We start from the raw sequence: 16,512 nt of genomic DNA, 5'->3' as shown, positions 1-16,512 counted from the left end.
GGGTCACCGTGCGAGAAACGAAGCCATTTTCCTCCATATCCCGCAAGGTCGTGAACTCAAAGCCAAGGATTGCCGTCATCATCGGCTCGCCCCGTCCGACCCGATTCGCCGACAAGCCGGCGCCATGGATTCTGAAGCAGGCCAAGGCTCGCACCAACATGGACGTGGAGCTGGTCGACCTGCGCGAGCATCCGATGCCCTTCTTCGACGAGATATCGACGAACAGGTTCGTGCCGAGCCTGAATCCCGAGGCGGTGCGGTGGCAGGAGACCGTCGGCAAACGCGAAACGCGTTCGACGAGCTGGTCTGGTGGGCCAAGGCAACGATGGCTGCGAGAGCGCTCGAAGCATGAGCCCTGTTCGTGAAAGGAAAAAGGGGGCGCCGCACGGCGCCCCCTCTCCTCAGTCACGACCGGACGACAACAACCCGCCTCAGATCTCCTCGTACAGCGGCAGCGTCAGGAACTCTTCGAACGCTTCCTGCGTGCTCATCTGCTCGAAGATCTTCGCGGCCTTGTCGTAGGCCGGGCTTGCGCCGACGTCCGCCTTGACCTTGGCCAGCTCCTGCGGAATCAGCTCGCGCACGAGCTCGGCGGTGACCTTGCGGCCGTCTTCCAGCTTGCCCTTGGGCGAGCGGATCCACTGCCACACCTGCGAGCGGGAAATCTCGGCGGTGGCGGCGTCTTCCATCAGGTTGTGAATGGGCACGCAGCCGTTGCCGTCCAGCCAGGAACCCAGGTAATGGATGCCGACGTTGATGTTCATGCGCAGCCCGGCCTCGGTGATCGGGGCCTGCGGCTCGAAGTTGAGCAGGTCGGCGGCGCTGACCTGCACGTCCGGGCGCTTCTTGTCGATCTGATTGGGGCGATCGCCCAGCACGGCGACGAACTCTTCCATGGCGGTCTGCACCAGGCCGGGGTGGGCGACCCAGCCGCCGTCGTAGCCGTCGGTGGCGTCGCGGCGCTTGTCCATGCGGATGCCGTTCATGGCCACTTCGTTCTTCTCCGGATCGCTCTTGATCGGGATCAGGGCGCTCATGCCGCCGATGGCCGGCGCATTGCGCTGGTGGCAGGTCTTGAGCAGCAGCAGCGCGTAGGCGCGCATGAACGGGGCGGTCATGGTGACCTTGGCGCGGTCGGCCAGGCAGAAGTCGCGGTCGGTCTTGAACTTCTTGATGCAACTGAAGATGTAGTCCCAGCGGCCGGCGTTCAGGCCGGCGCTGTGCTCGCGCAGCTCATACAGGATCTCGTCCATCTCGAAGGCGGCCATGATGGTCTCGACCAGCACGGTGGCCTTGATGGTGCCCTGCGGGATGCCCAGGGCGTCCTGGGTATCCTTGAAGATGTCGTTCCAGAGGCGGGCCTCGAGATGGCTTTCCATCTTCGGCAGGTAGAAGTACGGGCCGCTGCCGCGGGCGATCAGCTCCTTGGCGTTGTGGAACATGTAGAGCGCGAAGTCGAAGATGCCGCCCGAGACGCGCTTGCCGTCGATGAGCACGTGCTTCTCGTCGAGGTGCCAGCCGCGCGGGCGCACCAGCAGGGTCGCGACCTTGTCGTTCAGCTTGTAGGTCTTGCCGTTCTGCTCCAGCGAGATGGTGCGGCGGATGGCGTCCTGCAGGTTGATCTGGCCCTGCATCTGGTTGTCCCAGTTGGGCGTGTTCGAATCCTCGAAGTCGGTCATGTAGCTGTCCGCGCCGGAGTTCAGCGCGTTGATGACCATCTTGCGCTCGACCGGGCCGGTGATTTCCACGCGGCGGCACTGCAGGTCGGCCGGCAGCGGCGCGATCGTCCAGTCGCCGGCGCGCACGTCGGCCGTCTCTTCGAGGAAGTCCGGGCGTTCGCCGGCATCCAGGCGCTTGGTGCGCTCGGCACGGGCGGCCAGGAGTTCCTGGCGGCGGCCTTCGTACTTGCGGTGCAGTTGCGCGACCAGGGCCAGGGCCTCGGGCGTGAGCACGCGGCTGGCGACGGCGTCGGCGACCGGCGCGGTGATCTGGATGCCTTCGGGCAGTTGGTTGGACATGTCGTTCCTCCGATGCGCGGGGGGGTCAACCCCCGCCGATTTCATGAGACTGGGGTCGAGTGTATTACCTACCTCTGTGTAGAAAAACCCCCTGGATGTGTCATCATCTTTGCCTGAAAGTAAAAGATGACCCATGGACCGCTTCAAGCAACTGGAAACCTTCGTCGCCGTCGCCACCCTGGGCAGCCTCTCGGCGGTGGCGCGCGCAGAAAGCCTGGCGCCGGCGCTGATCGGCCGCCGCGTGGACGCGCTCGAGGCCCGGCTGGGCGTCAAGCTCCTGGTGCGCACGACGCGCCGGATCACCCTCACGCCCGAGGGCGAAGCCTTCCTCGAAGAAGCCCGCAACATCCTGCGCGAGCTGGAGGACGCCGAGGCAATGGTGGCGCAGGGCAGCGCGACCCCGACCGGCCACCTGCGGCTGACCGCGCCGGCCGGCTTCGGCCGCCGGCACGTCGCGCCGCTGCTGCCGGAGTTCCTCGATACCCACCCCAAGCTGTCGGCTTCGCTGGATCTCACCGACCGCCTCACCGATCTCGTGCGCGAGCGTTACGACTGCGCTGTGCGCATCGGCGATCTGGCCGAATCGAATCTGGTCGGCGTCAAGCTGGCCGAGAACCGGCGCGTCGTGGTCGCCGCCCCGGCCTACCTCGACAGGCGCGGCACGCCGCGGGTGCCCGCCGACCTGCTGCAGCACGAGTGCCTGACCCTGGGCATCGAGAGCAGCCAGCACCGCGGCTGGCTGTTCCGGCAGGGAAACGACACCGTCACGCAGCGCGTGAACGGTTCCTTGTCGTGCAGCGACGGCGCCGCCCTGCTCGACTGGGCGCTCGACGGGCTGGGCCTGGCCTGGCGCTCGATGTGGGAAGTCCGGCAGGACCTGGCGCGCGGGCGGCTGGTCACCGTGCTCGACGAGCACGCCGCGCCGCCCAACGCGATCTACGCCCTGCTGCCGCAGCGCAAGCACCTGCCGCTGCGGGTGCGCGTGTTCGTGGATTTCCTGCGCCAGCGGTATGCCGATCCGGCCTACTGGACGCGCGCCGACGCAGGCGCCTGAACCCCCTCAGCCCTTGGCCGCGCCGAAAGCCGCCTGCAGTTCCTGCTGGCCCTGGGCCCGGCCGGCTTCGGGCACGCTGTCCTGCATGCGCTCGCCGATGGCGTCCCACTGCGCCACTACCCGCTCGGCGGCGTCCGGGCCGGTGCCCACGTAGGCTCCCGGCGTGAGGGTGATATAGGCCCGCTCGAAATGGCCGGCGCCCGCGCACAGAATGGCGCGCGTGGGTGCCTGCTCTCCAACGAGCGCGAGCAGGCCCACGCTGACGGCCTCGGGCTTGAGCGCGGCCAGCGCCTGCTCGGGCATCAGGCCTTCCGTCATCTGCGTGGCCGCCGTGGGCGCGAGACAGTTGACGGCGATGTTGTTCTTGAGCCCCTCGATGGAGAGCGTCTGCATGAAGCCCACCAGCGCCATCTTGGCGGCGCCATAGTTGGCCTGGCCGAAGTTGCCGTACAAGCCGGAGGACGAGGTGGTCATCACGATGCGCCCGTAGTTCTGCTCGCGCATGATGTCCCACACGGCCTTGGTGCAGATCACCGAACCCATCAGGTGCACATCGACGACCAGGCGGAAATCGTCGAGCGACATCTTGCCGAAGCTCTTGTCGCGCAGGATGCCGGCATTGTTGACCAGGATGTCGATGCGCCCCCAGCGCTCCATGGTCTGCGTCACCATGGCCGCCACCTGCGCCTCGTCGGTCACCGAGCCCTGAAAAGGCATCGCCTCGCCGCCCGCCGCCGCGACCTCCTCGGCCACCCCGGCCGCCCCGTCGCCCAGGTCCATGACGACCACCTTGGCACCCTGGCGCGCGAGAAACAGTGCATGCGTGCGGCCCAGGCCGCCACCGGCTCCCGTCACGATCGCAACGCGTCCTTGCAGTTCCATCTCCTTCGACTCCTGTTGTTTCCCCATGGGGTTCGATTGTTCGAATGCACCGTATGCAGCGCCCGCATCGGGCGCCCGCCGCCCTGGCGACGCAGGCCCATGCCGGCACGCCGCGGCAAGCACGGCGCTTGCGAGCTGAAGCATACTCGCACAGGCGGCGACTCGGATAGCTGCGGTCGATGCAGGCCCGCAGGCGCGGCAACCGGCTTTGGAAAAGGGCGTATGCGCAGCGGCGCCATCCTGCCCCTGCTCCCGCGCGGCGGGCGGCGCCGTTGCGGCGCCGCGCAAGATGTGCCTGCGCACGATGGCAGGGTCGCCTTGCACAGCGCCTGCAGCACGTTGGCGCGCAGACGGCAAGGGCGGCCGAGTGTGGGAAGCGAAAGGCGCACCCGCCGGGAGCTGGGCGGCGGATGCAAACAGCGCCAGGGGTTCGACGGTGAAGGGCCACCCGGGCAAGCGCTCGGTTCAAAGCATGCGTGAACGGGTGCAACGAAGCGATAGGGAGATTCCCGGAGGGGTTTACCCGGGCGGCATGGTTGCCGCCCGGCCCTTGCTAGCAGGGCGCGAACACCGGCACCGGCGCGCCATCGTTCTCGGTCGGCACAAACTTCACCTGCACCTGCTGCCCGATGCGCACGGTATCGAGGTCGCAATCGACGATGTGGGTCATCATCGTCACACCCTCGTCGAGCTTGACGTAGGCGATGCAGAACGGGTTGGGGCCCGCGCGGCGCGTGATGCTGAAGGAATACACCGTGCCGCGGCCGCTGGCGTCCTTCCACTCGGTGTCGCCCATGCAGAACGGGCACAGCGTGCGCGGATACCAGTGGAACTTGCCGCAGGACTTGCACTGCTTGACCAGCAGGCGGCCTTCGCGGGCGGCGGCCCAGTAGGTGCCGCTGTCGGGCAGCTCGACGGGGGCGCGCAGCGTCGTGGGGACGTAAGGGGTGGTCATGTCGATTACTCCCGTTCGAGGATGAGGGTGGCGCTGCCGTGGCGCGAGCCGAGCAGGCCGCCGGTGCCGTGGGCCAGGGCCAGGTCGCAGTTGGCCACCTGTACCTTGGGATGCGCCTCGCCGCGCAACTGGCGCACGGCCTCGATCACCTTGGTGATGCCGCCGCGATTGGCCGGATGGTTGTTGCACAATCCGCCGCCATCCGTGTTGAAGGGCAGTTTGCCCACACCCGAGATCAGGTTGCCGTCTGCCACGAAGCGGCCGCCCTCGCCCTTGGCGCAGAAGCCGAGATCCTCGAGCTGCATCACCACCGTGATGGTGAAGCTGTCGTAGATCGACGCGTACTTGATGTCCTGCGGTGTGATGCCGGCCTCCTGGAACGCCGCCGGGCCCGAGAAGCGCGCGCCCGACCAGGTCAGGTCCACCTCGCCGCCCAGGACACCCTTGATGTGCTCGCCCCCGCCCAGGATCTTCACCTTGGGACGGTTGAGCCTGGCCGCGATCTCCGGGCGCGCCACCACCAGCGCACCGCCGCCGTCCGACACCACGCAGCAGTCCAGGCGGTGCAGCGGGTCGGAGATCAGGGGCGAATTCACCACGTCCTCGACCGTCACCACATCGCGCAGCATGGCGTGCTCGTTGTATTGCGCGTGGTGCGAGGCCGCCACCTTGACCCAGGCCAGTTGCTCGGACGTCGTGCCGAACTCGTGCATGTGGCGCATCGCCGCCATGGCGTACATGTTCACCGTGACCGGGTTGAACGGCGCCTCGAACGGCGCATCCGGCACATTGGGCACCACCACCCGCGGCGCCGTGCCGCTATGCCCTTCCGAGCGTGGCCGGCCCGCCAGCGTGATCAGCGCCACGTTGCACTTGCCCGCTGCGATCGCCTCGGCCGCATGCGCCACGTGCGCGATGTAGGACGAACCACCCATGTCCGTGCTGTCCACATGGCGCACCTTCAGGCCGAGGTAGTCCACCATGCTGACCGGCCCCATCCCCGGCGCATCCCCCGCGCAGAAGTAGCCGTCGACGTCCTGCAGGGTCAGTCCCGCATCCTCCAGCGCCCCGCGGGCCGACTCCGCATGCAACTGCGCGACCGACTTGTCCGGCGCCTTGCGGGTCGGGTGCTCGTAGGCCCCCACGATGTAGGCCTTTCCTTTGATACTCATGTTGCCTTCCTTGTTGAGTTCGGAATACGGGCTCCGGCATACCGTCGTTTCGAAGGCGGCGTGCAAGCACGCGCATGCGCTTCGCCTTGCGGCATGCCGGGGCAACTGGGGTGGTATTCGACTACAGGGGGCAGGCGAAGGCAAGAGCGCGAGGACCGCGCAACGGGCTTCAGGTCCGCAGAGCGGTTCGGGAGTTACGAAGGGAGGGCTTGGGAATCCTGAAGGCTGGGGGGCGACTGCGCAGGCCATCCCGCGGCGATTCTTACGCTCTCCGTACGAATCCATCACGGGGAATGGCCTTTCGTCGCGTCCGGGAGGGTGGGAGACTGCCCGCACAACGATCACAACGACGGAGACGACGATGAAGAAGGGACTTTTGCCCGCGCTACGGCGCGGCGCAACGTGGGTGGGGCTTCTATCCGCCGTGCTGGCGATCACACCGACCGGCGCAGCCGCCGCCGACAGCTTTCCCGGCGGACGTCCGGTCACGCTGGTCGTGCCTTGGCCGGTCGGCGGCGTCACCGACGCGGCCAGCCGCATCCTGGCCAAGGAACTTGGCGAGCAACTGGGCACCGCCATCGTGGTTGAGAACCGCAGCGGCGCGAACGGGCGCGTCGGCACCGACTATGCGGCATCCGCCAGGCCGGACGGCTACACCTTGTTCGTCGCCAGCGCGGAAACCCATGCCATCAATCCGCACGTCTATTCGAGCATGACCTACGAACCGGTCAAAGCCTTCGCGGCCGTGGCGCCGTTCGCGCTCAACCCGTTCTCCCTGGTGTCCCGCGGCGATCTGAAGGCCGAATCGCTGCAGGACATCATCGCCCTGGCGAAGGCGCGGCCGGGCGAGCTGACCTTTGCCTCCTGGGGCGTTGGCAGTACCTCGCAGATCGGCATGGAGATGCTCAAGGCGCGCGACGGTCTGCAACTGCTGCATGTCCCGTTCCAGGGCGAGGCTCCGGCCGTGAACGCTTTGATGGCGGGCCAGGTGGATCTGATGGTGCTGCCCGCCGCGCGGGCCAAGGCGCTCAGCGCGGACGGCAAGATCAAGGTGTATTCCACCATGACGAGCGAGCGCTCGTTCGTCATGCCCGATGTCCCCAGCCTGAAGGATCTCGGCGTCGACGGCATCGACGTCGTCAACTGGTTCGCCATCGTGGTGCCGGCCGGCACACCGGACTCCGTCGTGCAGCGCCTGGCGACGGCGATCGACGCCATCGTCGAATCACCGGCGGCCAGGACGAGCTTCCGGGCGCTGGGCGTCGACGTCCATCCCGCGATGGCCCCGGACGAGTTGCAGCGTTTCATCCAGTCCGAAACCGAGCGCTGGGGCGAGGTGATTTCCAACGCCGACATCAGCCTGGACGGCTGAGCGCGCAGTCGCCGAACGGCCCATGCCGGCCAGGCCCGACGGCGGCGGGCGCCGGCGGCCAGTCCGGCCGACGCGGCAGCCTGCCGCCGCAGGCGGACTATTCGATCACATCCAGCAACCAGGAGGAGCTGAACCTTGAACGCGATCTATCTTGTCCTCGACATGCAGAACGACCTGCTCACCCCGAAGCCCGGCGCGCAGCCCGGCCCGCTCGTACAGCAGGCGCTCGCCAGAGACATCGTCGCCCGCACCGCGCGCGCCATCGGCAGCGCACGCAGCGCCGGCGTGGCCGTGGGCTTCGTGCGCGTGGGCTTCTCGAGCGACTATCACGAATGCCCGAAGAACTCCCCGGTATTCTCCGGCGCGCCCAGCGCGGGCCTCTTCAAGCTGGGCACCTGGGGCACGGAGATCCATCCGGATCTGGACGCGCGGGAAACGGACGTTCACATCGTCAAGCACCGCGTGAGCCCTTTTTACGCCACGACGCTCATGGCCCAGTTGAACGCCATGCGCATCGAGCGCATCTATTGCTCGGGCGTATCCACCCAGGCCGTGGTCCAGGCCACGGTGCGCGATGCCCACGACCGCGACTTCGACGTGGTGGTGCTGGAGGACTGCTGCGCCGCGCATTCCGCCGAAGAGCATGCCAACTCGATCCAGTCGCTGGCGCGCTTCTGCCGGATCGCCGACGCCGGCACGGACTTCGGAGCCACACGATGAATCTGTCCGGCGAAGTGGCTCTGATCACAGGCGCCGCGCAAGGCCTGGGCCGCGCCATTGCCATGGCCTACGTGCGCAGCGGCTGCCGCGTGGTCGTGGCCGACATCAACGCGGCAGGCGCAAGCGACGTGGCGGTGCAGATCGATGCGAGCGGCGAGCGGGCCGCAGCCGTGCCGCTGGATGTGTCCGATGCGGATAGCTGCCGGCAGGCCGTGCAGGCGACGCTGCAGCGATTCGGCAAGCTGAGCGTGCTTGTCAACTGCGCCGTGTTCGCCAAGTACGGCCCGCTCGCCGACATACGGCCAGGCACGGTCGATCGCATGCTGGCCGTCGGCCTCAAAGGCCCGCTGCTGCTCAGCCAGGCGGCAGCCGAACCCATGCGCCTGGCGGGAGGCGGCGTCATCATCAACATTTCGTCCGTCGTGGCCTTGACCGGCATCGCCTACAGCAGCGCCTATGCGTGCATCAAGGGCGGCCTGGACGCGATGACGCGCGCGCTCGCCGTCGAACTGGGCCCCGTGGGCATCCGGGTCAACTCGCTGGCGCCCTCGGCCATACCGTCGGCGATGTCGAACGCGAATCTCGACGCCAACGGCTGGGAGGAGCGACGCCGCAGAACCGCGCTGGGGCGCATCGGTTCGCAGGACGATGTGGCCGCCGCCGCGCTGTTCCTGGCATCGCCGGAAGCCGCGTTCCTGACCGGCGTGGTGCTGCCGGTGGACGGCGGCTTCAGCATCGCCGGCATGGTGCCGGGTGTCGATCTGGCCGAGGTCGGCCGCACGCGCGACTGAACGGCCGACGATCGGCCGCGATCCAGGAGGAATCCAGAAATGCTCGAACAATATAGCTACGACGTGCTCGTCATGGGACATGGCATCGCGGGGATGTCGGCCGCGGTGGCAGCCATGGAAGGCGGGGCCCGTGTCGCCGTGCTGGAACGCGCCAGCGAGGAGGAAAGCGGCGGGTGCACGCGTTACACGGAAGCCTTTCTCCGCATGAAGAGCGAAACCGAGCTGGCGGACGACTTCGATGACGCCATGGCCGAGGTGGCCAGCGCCAACCCCGACCCCGGCCTGATCGCCGGCATGGACCGCTCGCCCGAGGAATGGGACAGCGTCATACGGGCGATGCCGGTCACCGATACCGAATACCTGGCGACGTTCTCGCGCGAGGCCGTGCCCGCGATCCAGTGGCTGAAAGGCCACGGCGTTCGCTTCATCCCGACGATGCTGCCGCAGATCACGCTGTCGCCCATGCCGATGATCACCCCGAGCGGCGGCGGCGCGGCCATGCTGGAGGCCTTGAAGGCGGCGGCGCATCGTGGCGGCGTGCATTTCCATTACGAGACCACCGGCCGCAAGCTGATCGAGCGCGACGGTGTCGTGTGCGGCGTCGCCGCGGTGCGCAGAGGCCATCGCCCGGCCGAGTTTCTCGCCGAGAGCGTGATCCTCGCCAGCGGGGGTTTCGAAGGCTCGGTCGAGATGCTGGCGCGCTACATCGGCCAGGGCGCGTCGGGCATCCGCCCCGTCGCCAAAGGCGCCCACTACAACCGCGGCGAAGGGATACGCATGGCGCTCGAGGCGGGCGCGGCGCCGGCCGGCGACTTCGGCGCCTATCACTCCACCCCCGTGGACGAACGATCGGCCCGGGCGGAGGCCAAGGTACTGATCTTCCCGTTCGGTGTGGTCGTCAATCGCCTGGGCCTGCGCTTCTGCGACGAGGGTAGCGGAGCCGACTACAACAGCTACGACAGGCTGTGCTGGGCGATCCAGAAGCAGCCCGACAGCATCGGCTATGCCATCCTCGACGCCAGGATCGAGGATGTACCGAACTATGCGCGCGCCGTCCTGAGCGATGTCGCACCGATACGTGCCGACAGCGTGCAGGCCTTGGCAACCCAGCTTCGCGTCCCCCCCGGCACGCTTGCCGCGACGCTGGAGGCGTTCAATGCGTCCTGCCCTAAGGGCAGCTTCGAGCCGTCGCGGGCCGACGGCCTCGCCACCACCGGCGCCGTGCCCCCGAAAAGCAACTGGGCACGCCCGATCGACAAGCCTCCCTTCATCGCGTATCCGCTGATCCCGTCCGGCATCATCACGTTCGGCGGCGTCAAGACCAACGCCAGGGCCGAGGTCCTCAACGCCGACGGCGACGCCATCCCGAACCTGTATGCGGCCGGCGCCATGACCGGCGTCTATTACCGACGCTACCCGGCAGCCACCTCGGTACTGCGCGGAGCGACCTTCGGCCGCATTGCCGGCATGCAGGCGGCACGCCGCGCAAGGGCGCCCGGCGGGCCCGCCCGGTCATGACCGCCCGCGGGGCGCCGGGCCTCCCGACGGCATGAGCGCAGGGTTATCATGCCCGTCATGGATCTGCTCGGTGCCATTCGCACCTTCGTCACCATCGTCGAGGCCGGCGGCCTGGCTCCCGCGGCGGAGCGGCTGCAGATATCCGCGGCCGCGGTCAGCCGGCATCTCGCCTTGCTCGAGAACCACCTGGAAGCGCGGCTGCTGGACCGGACCACCCGGCGGCATCGCCTGACCGAGATCGGCGAGACCTGCTTCGAGCGGTATTCACGCATCCTGGCCGATATCGAGCAGACGCAGCAATTCGCCACGGCCGGCACGATCGAGGCGAAGGGCGTACTGCGCGTCGCCTCCACGATCCATTTCTGGACCTGGCGCATAGCGCATGTGCTGCCCAGGTTCATGCGCATGCATCCGGCACTCGAGATCCAGGTGAATCTGAGCGAACGGGTCGTGGACCTGGTCGAGGAAAACTACGACCTGGCCTTGCAGTTCCACCCGCCGGTGAACCAGTCCGTGGTCGGTCGCAAGATCACCACCATACAGCGGGTCGTGTGCGCCTCCCCCGAGTACTTGCGGCTGCACGGCGTGCCTCGGACACCCGAAGAGCTGACGAACCGGGAGTGCCTGCTCTACGCCAGCCGGGGAGAAATCGTCGAATGGCGCTTCCGCAATGCCGAGGGCGAAAGGTCGGTCCGGGTCAACGGCCGGCTGCGCTCCACGGACGCGAACACGCTGCGGCTGGCGGGCATCGAAGGGATCGGCATCATCCGCTCCCCGCTCTTCGTGGTCGAGGAGGACCTGCGCACGGGCAGGCTGCAGAGAATCCTGTCCGAGGCGCAGTCCGTCGATCCGGACCTGCTGGCCGTCTACCCCAGCCGGCGACACCTGCCGGCGAAGGTCCGCGTCTTCGTCGATTTCCTTTGCGAACATTTCGGGCAGTGACGTCGCGGCGCGCCTTGCCTCCGGATGGCGGCGAGCGGGGAGAACGTGACGTTGGTTTTGTGCCCCGTCGACGGGCTCCGGACCACGCGCGGCGTCGCCGACCGGATGGCGCACTGGAGCGGCCGAGCGCCGGCCCGGCCATGACTGCGTCCTGATGCGCCATGCAGTTTGATCGGCCCGGTCATGCCAGGGCGCGCATGAGCTTCGTATGCTTGTGACCTCAATCAGCAAGCGGCCTCGCGCAAGACGACAGCATCGGCCGCATGGAGACCGTGTTGCAATCGCCCGAATCAACATTGGATGGCGTCGCCCGATTCGCCGCGGCCGAGCCCGACCGGCCGGCCATCATCCTGGCCGACTCCGACAGTCGCATGACCTACGGCGCGCTGCATGCACGGTCCGCGCGGCTCGCGCACTTTCTGTCGGCCCGCCTCGATGTCGGCGCCGTCGTCGCCATCCTGCTCAGCAACCGCCTGGAGTATTTCGAGGCGGTATTCGCCGCACGACGTGCAGGCGTCTACTACGTGCCGATCAGCACGCATCTGACGCCAGGCGAGATCGACCACATCCTGCGGGATTCGGGTGCTCGCCTGCTGCTGACCGAATCCGCACTGCGGCCCTGGCCGGACATCGGCCACGCGCCGGCGACGCTCGAACGGGTGATCTGCATCGACGCCGATGCCGAGATCGCGCCGGGACTGAGCTATTCGGCCCTGCTGGACGCCGGCAGCGACATACCGTCGCTGCCGGATCGCCCGCTTGGGCTGGACTTCTCGTATTCGTCGGGCACGACGGGGCGCCCCAAAGGCATCAAGCACGATCTGGCCGACCAGGAACTGCGCAAGGCCCTGGCCGGCGACTGGCTGTCCTTCTTCGCGTTCGACCCCCGCAGCGTCTATTTGTCGCCCGCACCGCTCTATCATGCGGCGCCCCTGCGCTTCAGCGTGCGCTGCCTGGCGCAGGGCGGCACCGTCATCGTGCTGCCGCGATTCGATGCGCAAGCCGCGCTGGCCGCCATCGAACGCTATCGGGTCACCCACTCGCAATGGGTGCCGACGATGTTCATCCGCATGCTGGCGCTGCCGGCCGAGTGCCGCTCGATGCACGACCTGTCCAGCCACCGGCTGGCGCTGCACGCGGCCGCGCCCTGCCCGCCTCAGGTCAAGCGCCAGATGATCGACTGGTGGGGGCCCATCGTTTGGGAGTACTACAGCGGATCGGAACGCGCAGGCGCGACGGCCATCTCGGCCGAGGAGTGGCTGGCGCATCCGGGCTCGGTAGGCCGGGCCAAGCAAGGCCGTCTGCATATCGTCGATGCCGACGGACGCGAATGCCCGCCGATGCAGGACGGCCTGGTGTGCTTCGAAGGCGGCCCAACCTTCGCTTACCACAACGACTCGGCGAAGACCGCTGAATCGCATACGCCGGAAGGCTGGGCCACCTTTGGCGACATCGGCCACGTCGATCGGGACGGCTACCTGTATCTCACCGACAGGCGCGCGAACATGATCATCTCCGGCGGCGTCAACGTGTATCCGCAGGAAGCCGAGACACTCCTGCAGGATCATCCGTTGGTGCACGACGTGGCCGTCATCGGCGTACCTCACCCCGAGTTCGGCGAGGAGGTGAAGGCGGTGGTCGAACTGAAGGCGTCGGCTCCCGCCGATGCAGCAACGGCGCAACGACTCATGGACTACTGCCGCGAGCGGCTGTCTTCCATCAAATGCCCGCGCAGCATCGACTTCGCCACGGACCTGCCGCGCACCGAAACCGGCAAGCTGCTCAAGCGCGAGATCCGCGACCGCTATCGTGCCGCGGCAAAGACATCCGCCTGACACAACAAAACAACGGAGACGACACCATGGACCACCTGCCGATGCGGCGACGCATCACGATTGCCGCGCTGACCACGCTGCTGACCTTGCCTGCATCGGCATGGACGGCCCAGGCGGCCGGGCCGACCGCACTCATCGTGCCTTACGCGGCCGGCGGCGCGGCCGACCCCGTCGTCAGGCCGCTCGCGCAGCGCCTGCAGGAAGTCCTGGGCCGCCCCGTGATCGTCGAGAACAAGCCGGGCGCCAACGGCATCATCGGCACGCAGTATCTGCTGCGCCAGCCGGCCGATGGCCACACCATGATGTTCCACATCACCAGCCTGATCCAGAACATCGCCCTGTCGCGCACCGAGCCGCCGTACGATTTCGCCACGGACATCCAGCCGCTGGCGCTGATCGGCCGCCAGGCTGTCGTACTGGTCGTCCCCAGCGCCAGCCCGTATCAAAGCCTGGCGGACGTGGCCCGGGCCGCCAAGGCCGATCCCCACGCTTTCTCGTTCGGTTCGTACGGTGCGGGCTCGACATCGCACATCTATGGCGAACAACTGCGCGCATCGTGGAACATCGACATGCCGCACATCGCATTCAAGGGCACGGCGCCGCTGCTGCAGGACATGCTCGGCGGGCGCGTTCCCATGGCGTTCGTCTCGGCCGCCACGGCAATCGAGCGGCAAGGCGAGCAAGGGCTGCGGCCGATCGCCGTCGCGCACACCCATCGGCTGGAGCAACTGCCCGAGGTGCCGACCTTGGCCGAGCTGGGCTACACGGGCTTTGAAGCGACCGGCTGGTGGGGGCTTTTCCTACGTGCCGGCACGCCTGAATCCGCGGCCGGACCGCTCCGTACGGCGATTCAATCGATCCTGCGCGAACCCGACATGCGCGAACGGATGCGGCTGGCGGGCCTCGAACCCAGCAGCGAGACGCCGCAGGAGATCTCGGCGGCCATGGCGAGAGAGTTTCGGCACTGGGAAGCCCTGAGCCGCCGCTTCGACATCACGTTGCAGTGATTCCGGGCCAAGCCAGGCCCAGAGGGCGCGTTATGCTAGGCGCGACTCCCTTCCAACCCGCCAGCCCGACGTCGATGTGCGCTGCTCGAGGACGCCCGAAACAGGCTCCCGCATTCCCTGCCGAGGATGCGGGCGACGCGGTGCGGGCGCCGTTGCCGATAGGCGGCTGGTCGGTGCGATTGTTCCTGCGCAGCTCGGGCCTGCCAGCGCCAGCATCGCAGACCATCCTGCGCCGCGCCGGCATTCTCGCGAGCGAACTCGACACCGCCGAGCTGCGCGTCGACGAACAGCAATTCACACGATTCCTGATCCTGCTGAGCCGACGCACCCGCGACGAAGCGTGGGGGCTGGCCTCGAACCCCGTGCCGCTGGGCACCTTCCACACCCTGTGCCGGCTGATCGTGAACTGCCGCACCCTGGGCGAAGCCCTGGGGGTCGTGGGCCGCTTCTATCGTCTCGTCGTGTCCGACTTCGCCATCAAACTGCGCCGCGATGACAACCAGGCCATCGTCTGGCTCAAACCCTTACGCACGCTGGAAGCGGAGCGCTACGTCAGCCTGCACGGCGCGGCGCTGTTTCTGCTGTACCAGTTCATGTGCTGGCTGGTCGACCGCCGGCTGCCCCTGCTGGCAGCGAGCTTTTCCTACCCGCGCCGGCCCTCGAGCGCCGAACCGCTGCGCGCCTACGACACGCGAGTCATCGAGTTCGAGCAGCGCCATACGGAATTGCGCCTGGAAGATCACCTGATGTCGCTGCCCATCATCGGCGGCGAAGACCGGCTGAACCGCTTTCTCTCGGCGGCGCCCCGGGCGCTGATCACACGCTACTACGACGAGAGCCGCGTCAGCGACCGCGTGAAGTCGATTCTTCGCACCCAGGTCGGCGTCCCGCTGGGCCTGAACGACGTGGCGGCGCGCCTGCACATGACGCCGGTCACGCTGCGCCGCCATCTCGCCGAGGAGGGTTGCCGTCGCTTCTCGGAGCTGCGCGACGACGTCAGGCGCCGGGCGGCGCTGGACATGGTGCGTCAGAAGCATGTGAAGCTGGAAACCGTCGCGCTGCGGCTCGGTTTTTCTGAATACAGTACTTTTCACCGCGCGTTCCGGCGCTGGACGGGCATCGGACCGACCGAGTTCCGCGAACATCCGCCCGCCGATTGAGGCAAGTCCGAAGGCCAACGCCATGCGGGTTGCGCGAACGGGTCATGGCGCGCGCGCACGCGAGCTTTCATGATGGCGAATCACACAAGGAGCCGAGCATGAAAGCGTGGATCAGCCATGAGCCGGGAGGGCCCGAAACCCTGGTGCTGGACGAGCTGCCAGACCCCATTCCCGCCGATGACGAAGTGCTGGTCAAGATCGACGCTGTCGGCGTGAACTATCCTGATGGCCTGCTGCTGCGCGACCTTTATCAGGTCAAACCGCCGCGCCCTTTCGTTCCCGGCAGCGAATTCTGCGGCGTGGTCGAACACGCCGGCGCCGGCGTGACGCGGCTTCGTCCCGGCGACCTCGTCATCGGCCGGTGCGGCTGGGGTGCCATGGCCGAGCGCATCGCGGTGACGGCGCAACGCTGCGTGCGCATCGCTCCCGAGACCCCGCGCGCGCAGGCTGCCGCCTTCATGTTCGCATACGCCACCGCCTACCACTCGCTCGTCGATGCCGCCCAATTGCGCGCCGGGCAGACGGTATTGGTGTTGGGCGCGGCAGGCGGCGTGGGGTCGGCGGCCGTCGAGGTGGCTCGCGCGCTGGGCGCGCGGGTTCTGGCCGCCGTATCGTCCGACTCGAAGCTTGCCTTCGCCCTGGCGCGCGGCGCGTCGGCGGGCATCGTCTACGACGCCCAGGTCGCCGACAAGGACGCCCAGCAGGCGCTCGCCCGCCAGCTCAAGGAGATGGCGGGCGGCGGCTGCGATGTCGTGGTCGATCCGGTGGGCGGCTTGTACACCGAACCAGCGCTGCGCAGCCTGAAACGCGGCGGCCGACACCTGGTGGTGGGCTTCACGGCGGGCATCCCGCGCGTACCGCTCAACCTGGCGCTGCTCAAGAGCCTGCAAATCATCGGCGTCGACTGGCGCAGCTTCGTGCAGGACGATCCCAAGCTGAACGATCGCAACGTGCAGTCGCTGCTGGCCATGTGGCGCGAAGGCGTGCTTCAGCCCGAGGTCACCGAAACCTTCACGCTGGCCGAGGCGCCCGCGGCGATCGCGCGCCTGGATTCGCGCAGCGCCCTGGGCAAGATCGTCGTCGTGG

General features: G+C 67.8%; 15 protein-coding genes. 11 read left to right on the top strand and 4 right to left on the bottom strand.

What is annotated here, in order from left to right:
• Positions 1-50 precede the first annotated feature (50 nt).
• The gene (locus tag FOZ76_RS09130; protein WP_143947843.1) at positions 51-365 is read left to right on the top strand and encodes an NADPH-dependent FMN reductase; all 315 of its coding nucleotides are present in this window, start codon (positions 51-53) and stop codon (positions 363-365) included.
• 66 nt (positions 366-431) lie between these two features.
• Here the strand turns inward: FOZ76_RS09130 and aceB are convergent, their stop codons facing one another.
• Positions 432-2,018 carry a malate synthase A gene (gene aceB, locus FOZ76_RS09125; protein WP_143947842.1) on the bottom strand — a complete coding sequence of 529 codons (1,587 nt, stop codon included), beginning with the start codon at positions 2,016-2,018 and terminating at the stop codon, positions 432-434.
• Positions 2,019-2,151: 133 nt separating this feature from the next.
• Here aceB and FOZ76_RS09120 point away from each other — a divergent pair, with 133 nt between their 5' ends.
• The gene (locus FOZ76_RS09120) at positions 2,152-3,072 is read left to right on the top strand and encodes a LysR family transcriptional regulator (protein WP_143947841.1); all 921 of its coding nucleotides are present in this window, start codon (positions 2,152-2,154) and stop codon (positions 3,070-3,072) included.
• A gap of 6 nt (positions 3,073-3,078) precedes the next feature.
• Here FOZ76_RS09120 and FOZ76_RS09115 read toward each other — a convergent pair whose 3' ends face one another.
• From FOZ76_RS09115 to FOZ76_RS09105, 3 genes are all read right to left on the bottom strand, one after another.
• Complete coding sequence (locus tag FOZ76_RS09115; protein WP_143947840.1) at positions 3,079-3,954, bottom strand: SDR family NAD(P)-dependent oxidoreductase; 876 nt, start codon at positions 3,952-3,954, stop codon at positions 3,079-3,081.
• A 553-nt stretch (positions 3,955-4,507) separates the two neighbouring features.
• Complete coding sequence (locus tag FOZ76_RS09110; RefSeq protein WP_143947839.1) at positions 4,508-4,909, bottom strand: Zn-ribbon domain-containing OB-fold protein; 402 nt, start codon at positions 4,907-4,909, stop codon at positions 4,508-4,510.
• 5 nt (positions 4,910-4,914) lie between these two features.
• Positions 4,915-6,081, bottom strand: coding sequence for a thiolase domain-containing protein (locus FOZ76_RS09105; RefSeq protein ID WP_143947838.1), 1,167 nt, complete (start codon positions 6,079-6,081; stop codon positions 4,915-4,917).
• 361 nt (positions 6,082-6,442) lie between these two features.
• On the opposite strand from FOZ76_RS09105, the gene FOZ76_RS09100 reads away from it, so the two are divergent.
• The 9 genes from FOZ76_RS09100 to FOZ76_RS09060 form a co-directional block, all read left to right on the top strand.
• Positions 6,443-7,453: a Bug family tripartite tricarboxylate transporter substrate binding protein gene (locus FOZ76_RS09100; protein WP_170235362.1), complete on the top strand. Its 1,011-nt coding sequence runs from the start codon at positions 6,443-6,445 to the stop codon at positions 7,451-7,453.
• 135 nt (positions 7,454-7,588) lie between these two features.
• Complete coding sequence (locus FOZ76_RS09095; protein WP_246129379.1) at positions 7,589-8,173, top strand: cysteine hydrolase family protein; 585 nt, start codon at positions 7,589-7,591, stop codon at positions 8,171-8,173.
• Positions 8,170-8,964, top strand: a complete 795-nt coding sequence (locus FOZ76_RS09090) for an SDR family NAD(P)-dependent oxidoreductase (protein WP_143947836.1) — start codon at positions 8,170-8,172, stop codon at positions 8,962-8,964. The genes FOZ76_RS09095 and FOZ76_RS09090 overlap by 4 nt, the downstream gene beginning before the upstream one ends.
• Before the next feature lie 39 nt (positions 8,965-9,003).
• Positions 9,004-10,482, top strand: coding sequence for an FAD-dependent tricarballylate dehydrogenase TcuA (tcuA, locus tag FOZ76_RS09085; RefSeq protein ID WP_143947835.1), 1,479 nt, complete (start codon positions 9,004-9,006; stop codon positions 10,480-10,482).
• Positions 10,483-10,530: 48 nt separating this feature from the next.
• A complete protein-coding gene (locus FOZ76_RS09080; protein ID WP_143947834.1) occupies positions 10,531-11,424 on the top strand; it encodes a LysR family transcriptional regulator in 894 nt (297 codons plus the stop codon).
• Positions 11,425-11,687: 263 nt separating this feature from the next.
• The gene (locus tag FOZ76_RS09075) at positions 11,688-13,259 is read left to right on the top strand and encodes an AMP-binding protein (protein ID WP_143947833.1); all 1,572 of its coding nucleotides are present in this window, start codon (positions 11,688-11,690) and stop codon (positions 13,257-13,259) included.
• Positions 13,260-13,285: 26 nt separating this feature from the next.
• Positions 13,286-14,266, top strand: a complete 981-nt coding sequence (locus FOZ76_RS09070; protein ID WP_170235361.1) for a Bug family tripartite tricarboxylate transporter substrate binding protein — start codon at positions 13,286-13,288, stop codon at positions 14,264-14,266.
• A gap of 173 nt (positions 14,267-14,439) precedes the next feature.
• Positions 14,440-15,426, top strand: a complete 987-nt coding sequence (locus tag FOZ76_RS09065; protein WP_170235360.1) for an AraC family transcriptional regulator — start codon at positions 14,440-14,442, stop codon at positions 15,424-15,426.
• 98 nt (positions 15,427-15,524) lie between these two features.
• Positions 15,525-16,512, top strand: a 988-nt coding sequence (locus FOZ76_RS09060; RefSeq protein ID WP_143947830.1) for an NADPH:quinone oxidoreductase family protein, incomplete at its 3' end; no start/stop codon positions are given.

The sequence above is a fragment of the Verticiella sediminum genome, assembly GCF_007558815.1.
GTDB lineage: Bacteria > Pseudomonadota > Gammaproteobacteria > Burkholderiales > Burkholderiaceae_B > Verticiella > Verticiella sediminum.
The sequence above is the reverse complement of the archived record's forward strand: the minus strand, read 5'-3'. Positions and strand labels throughout refer to the sequence as shown.

Coding starts and splice junctions, on each gene's coding strand:
- aceB (WP_143947842.1), bottom strand. CDS start 2,018: ATGTCCAACCAACTGCCCGAAGGCATCCAGATCACCGCGCCGGTCGCC.
- FOZ76_RS09120 (WP_143947841.1), top strand. CDS start 2,152: ATGGACCGCTTCAAGCAACTGGAAACCTTCGTCGCCGTCGCCACCCTG.
- FOZ76_RS09115 (WP_143947840.1), bottom strand. CDS start 3,954: ATGGAACTGCAAGGACGCGTTGCGATCGTGACGGGAGCCGGTGGCGGC.
- FOZ76_RS09110 (WP_143947839.1), bottom strand. CDS start 4,909: ATGACCACCCCTTACGTCCCCACGACGCTGCGCGCCCCCGTCGAGCTG.
- FOZ76_RS09105 (WP_143947838.1), bottom strand. CDS start 6,081: ATGAGTATCAAAGGAAAGGCCTACATCGTGGGGGCCTACGAGCACCCG.
- FOZ76_RS09100 (WP_170235362.1), top strand. CDS start 6,443: ATGAAGAAGGGACTTTTGCCCGCGCTACGGCGCGGCGCAACGTGGGTG.
- FOZ76_RS09090 (WP_143947836.1), top strand. CDS start 8,170: ATGAATCTGTCCGGCGAAGTGGCTCTGATCACAGGCGCCGCGCAAGGC.
- tcuA (WP_143947835.1), top strand. CDS start 9,004: ATGCTCGAACAATATAGCTACGACGTGCTCGTCATGGGACATGGCATC.
- FOZ76_RS09080 (WP_143947834.1), top strand. CDS start 10,531: ATGCCCGTCATGGATCTGCTCGGTGCCATTCGCACCTTCGTCACCATC.
- FOZ76_RS09075 (WP_143947833.1), top strand. CDS start 11,688: ATGGAGACCGTGTTGCAATCGCCCGAATCAACATTGGATGGCGTCGCC.
- FOZ76_RS09070 (WP_170235361.1), top strand. CDS start 13,286: ATGGACCACCTGCCGATGCGGCGACGCATCACGATTGCCGCGCTGACC.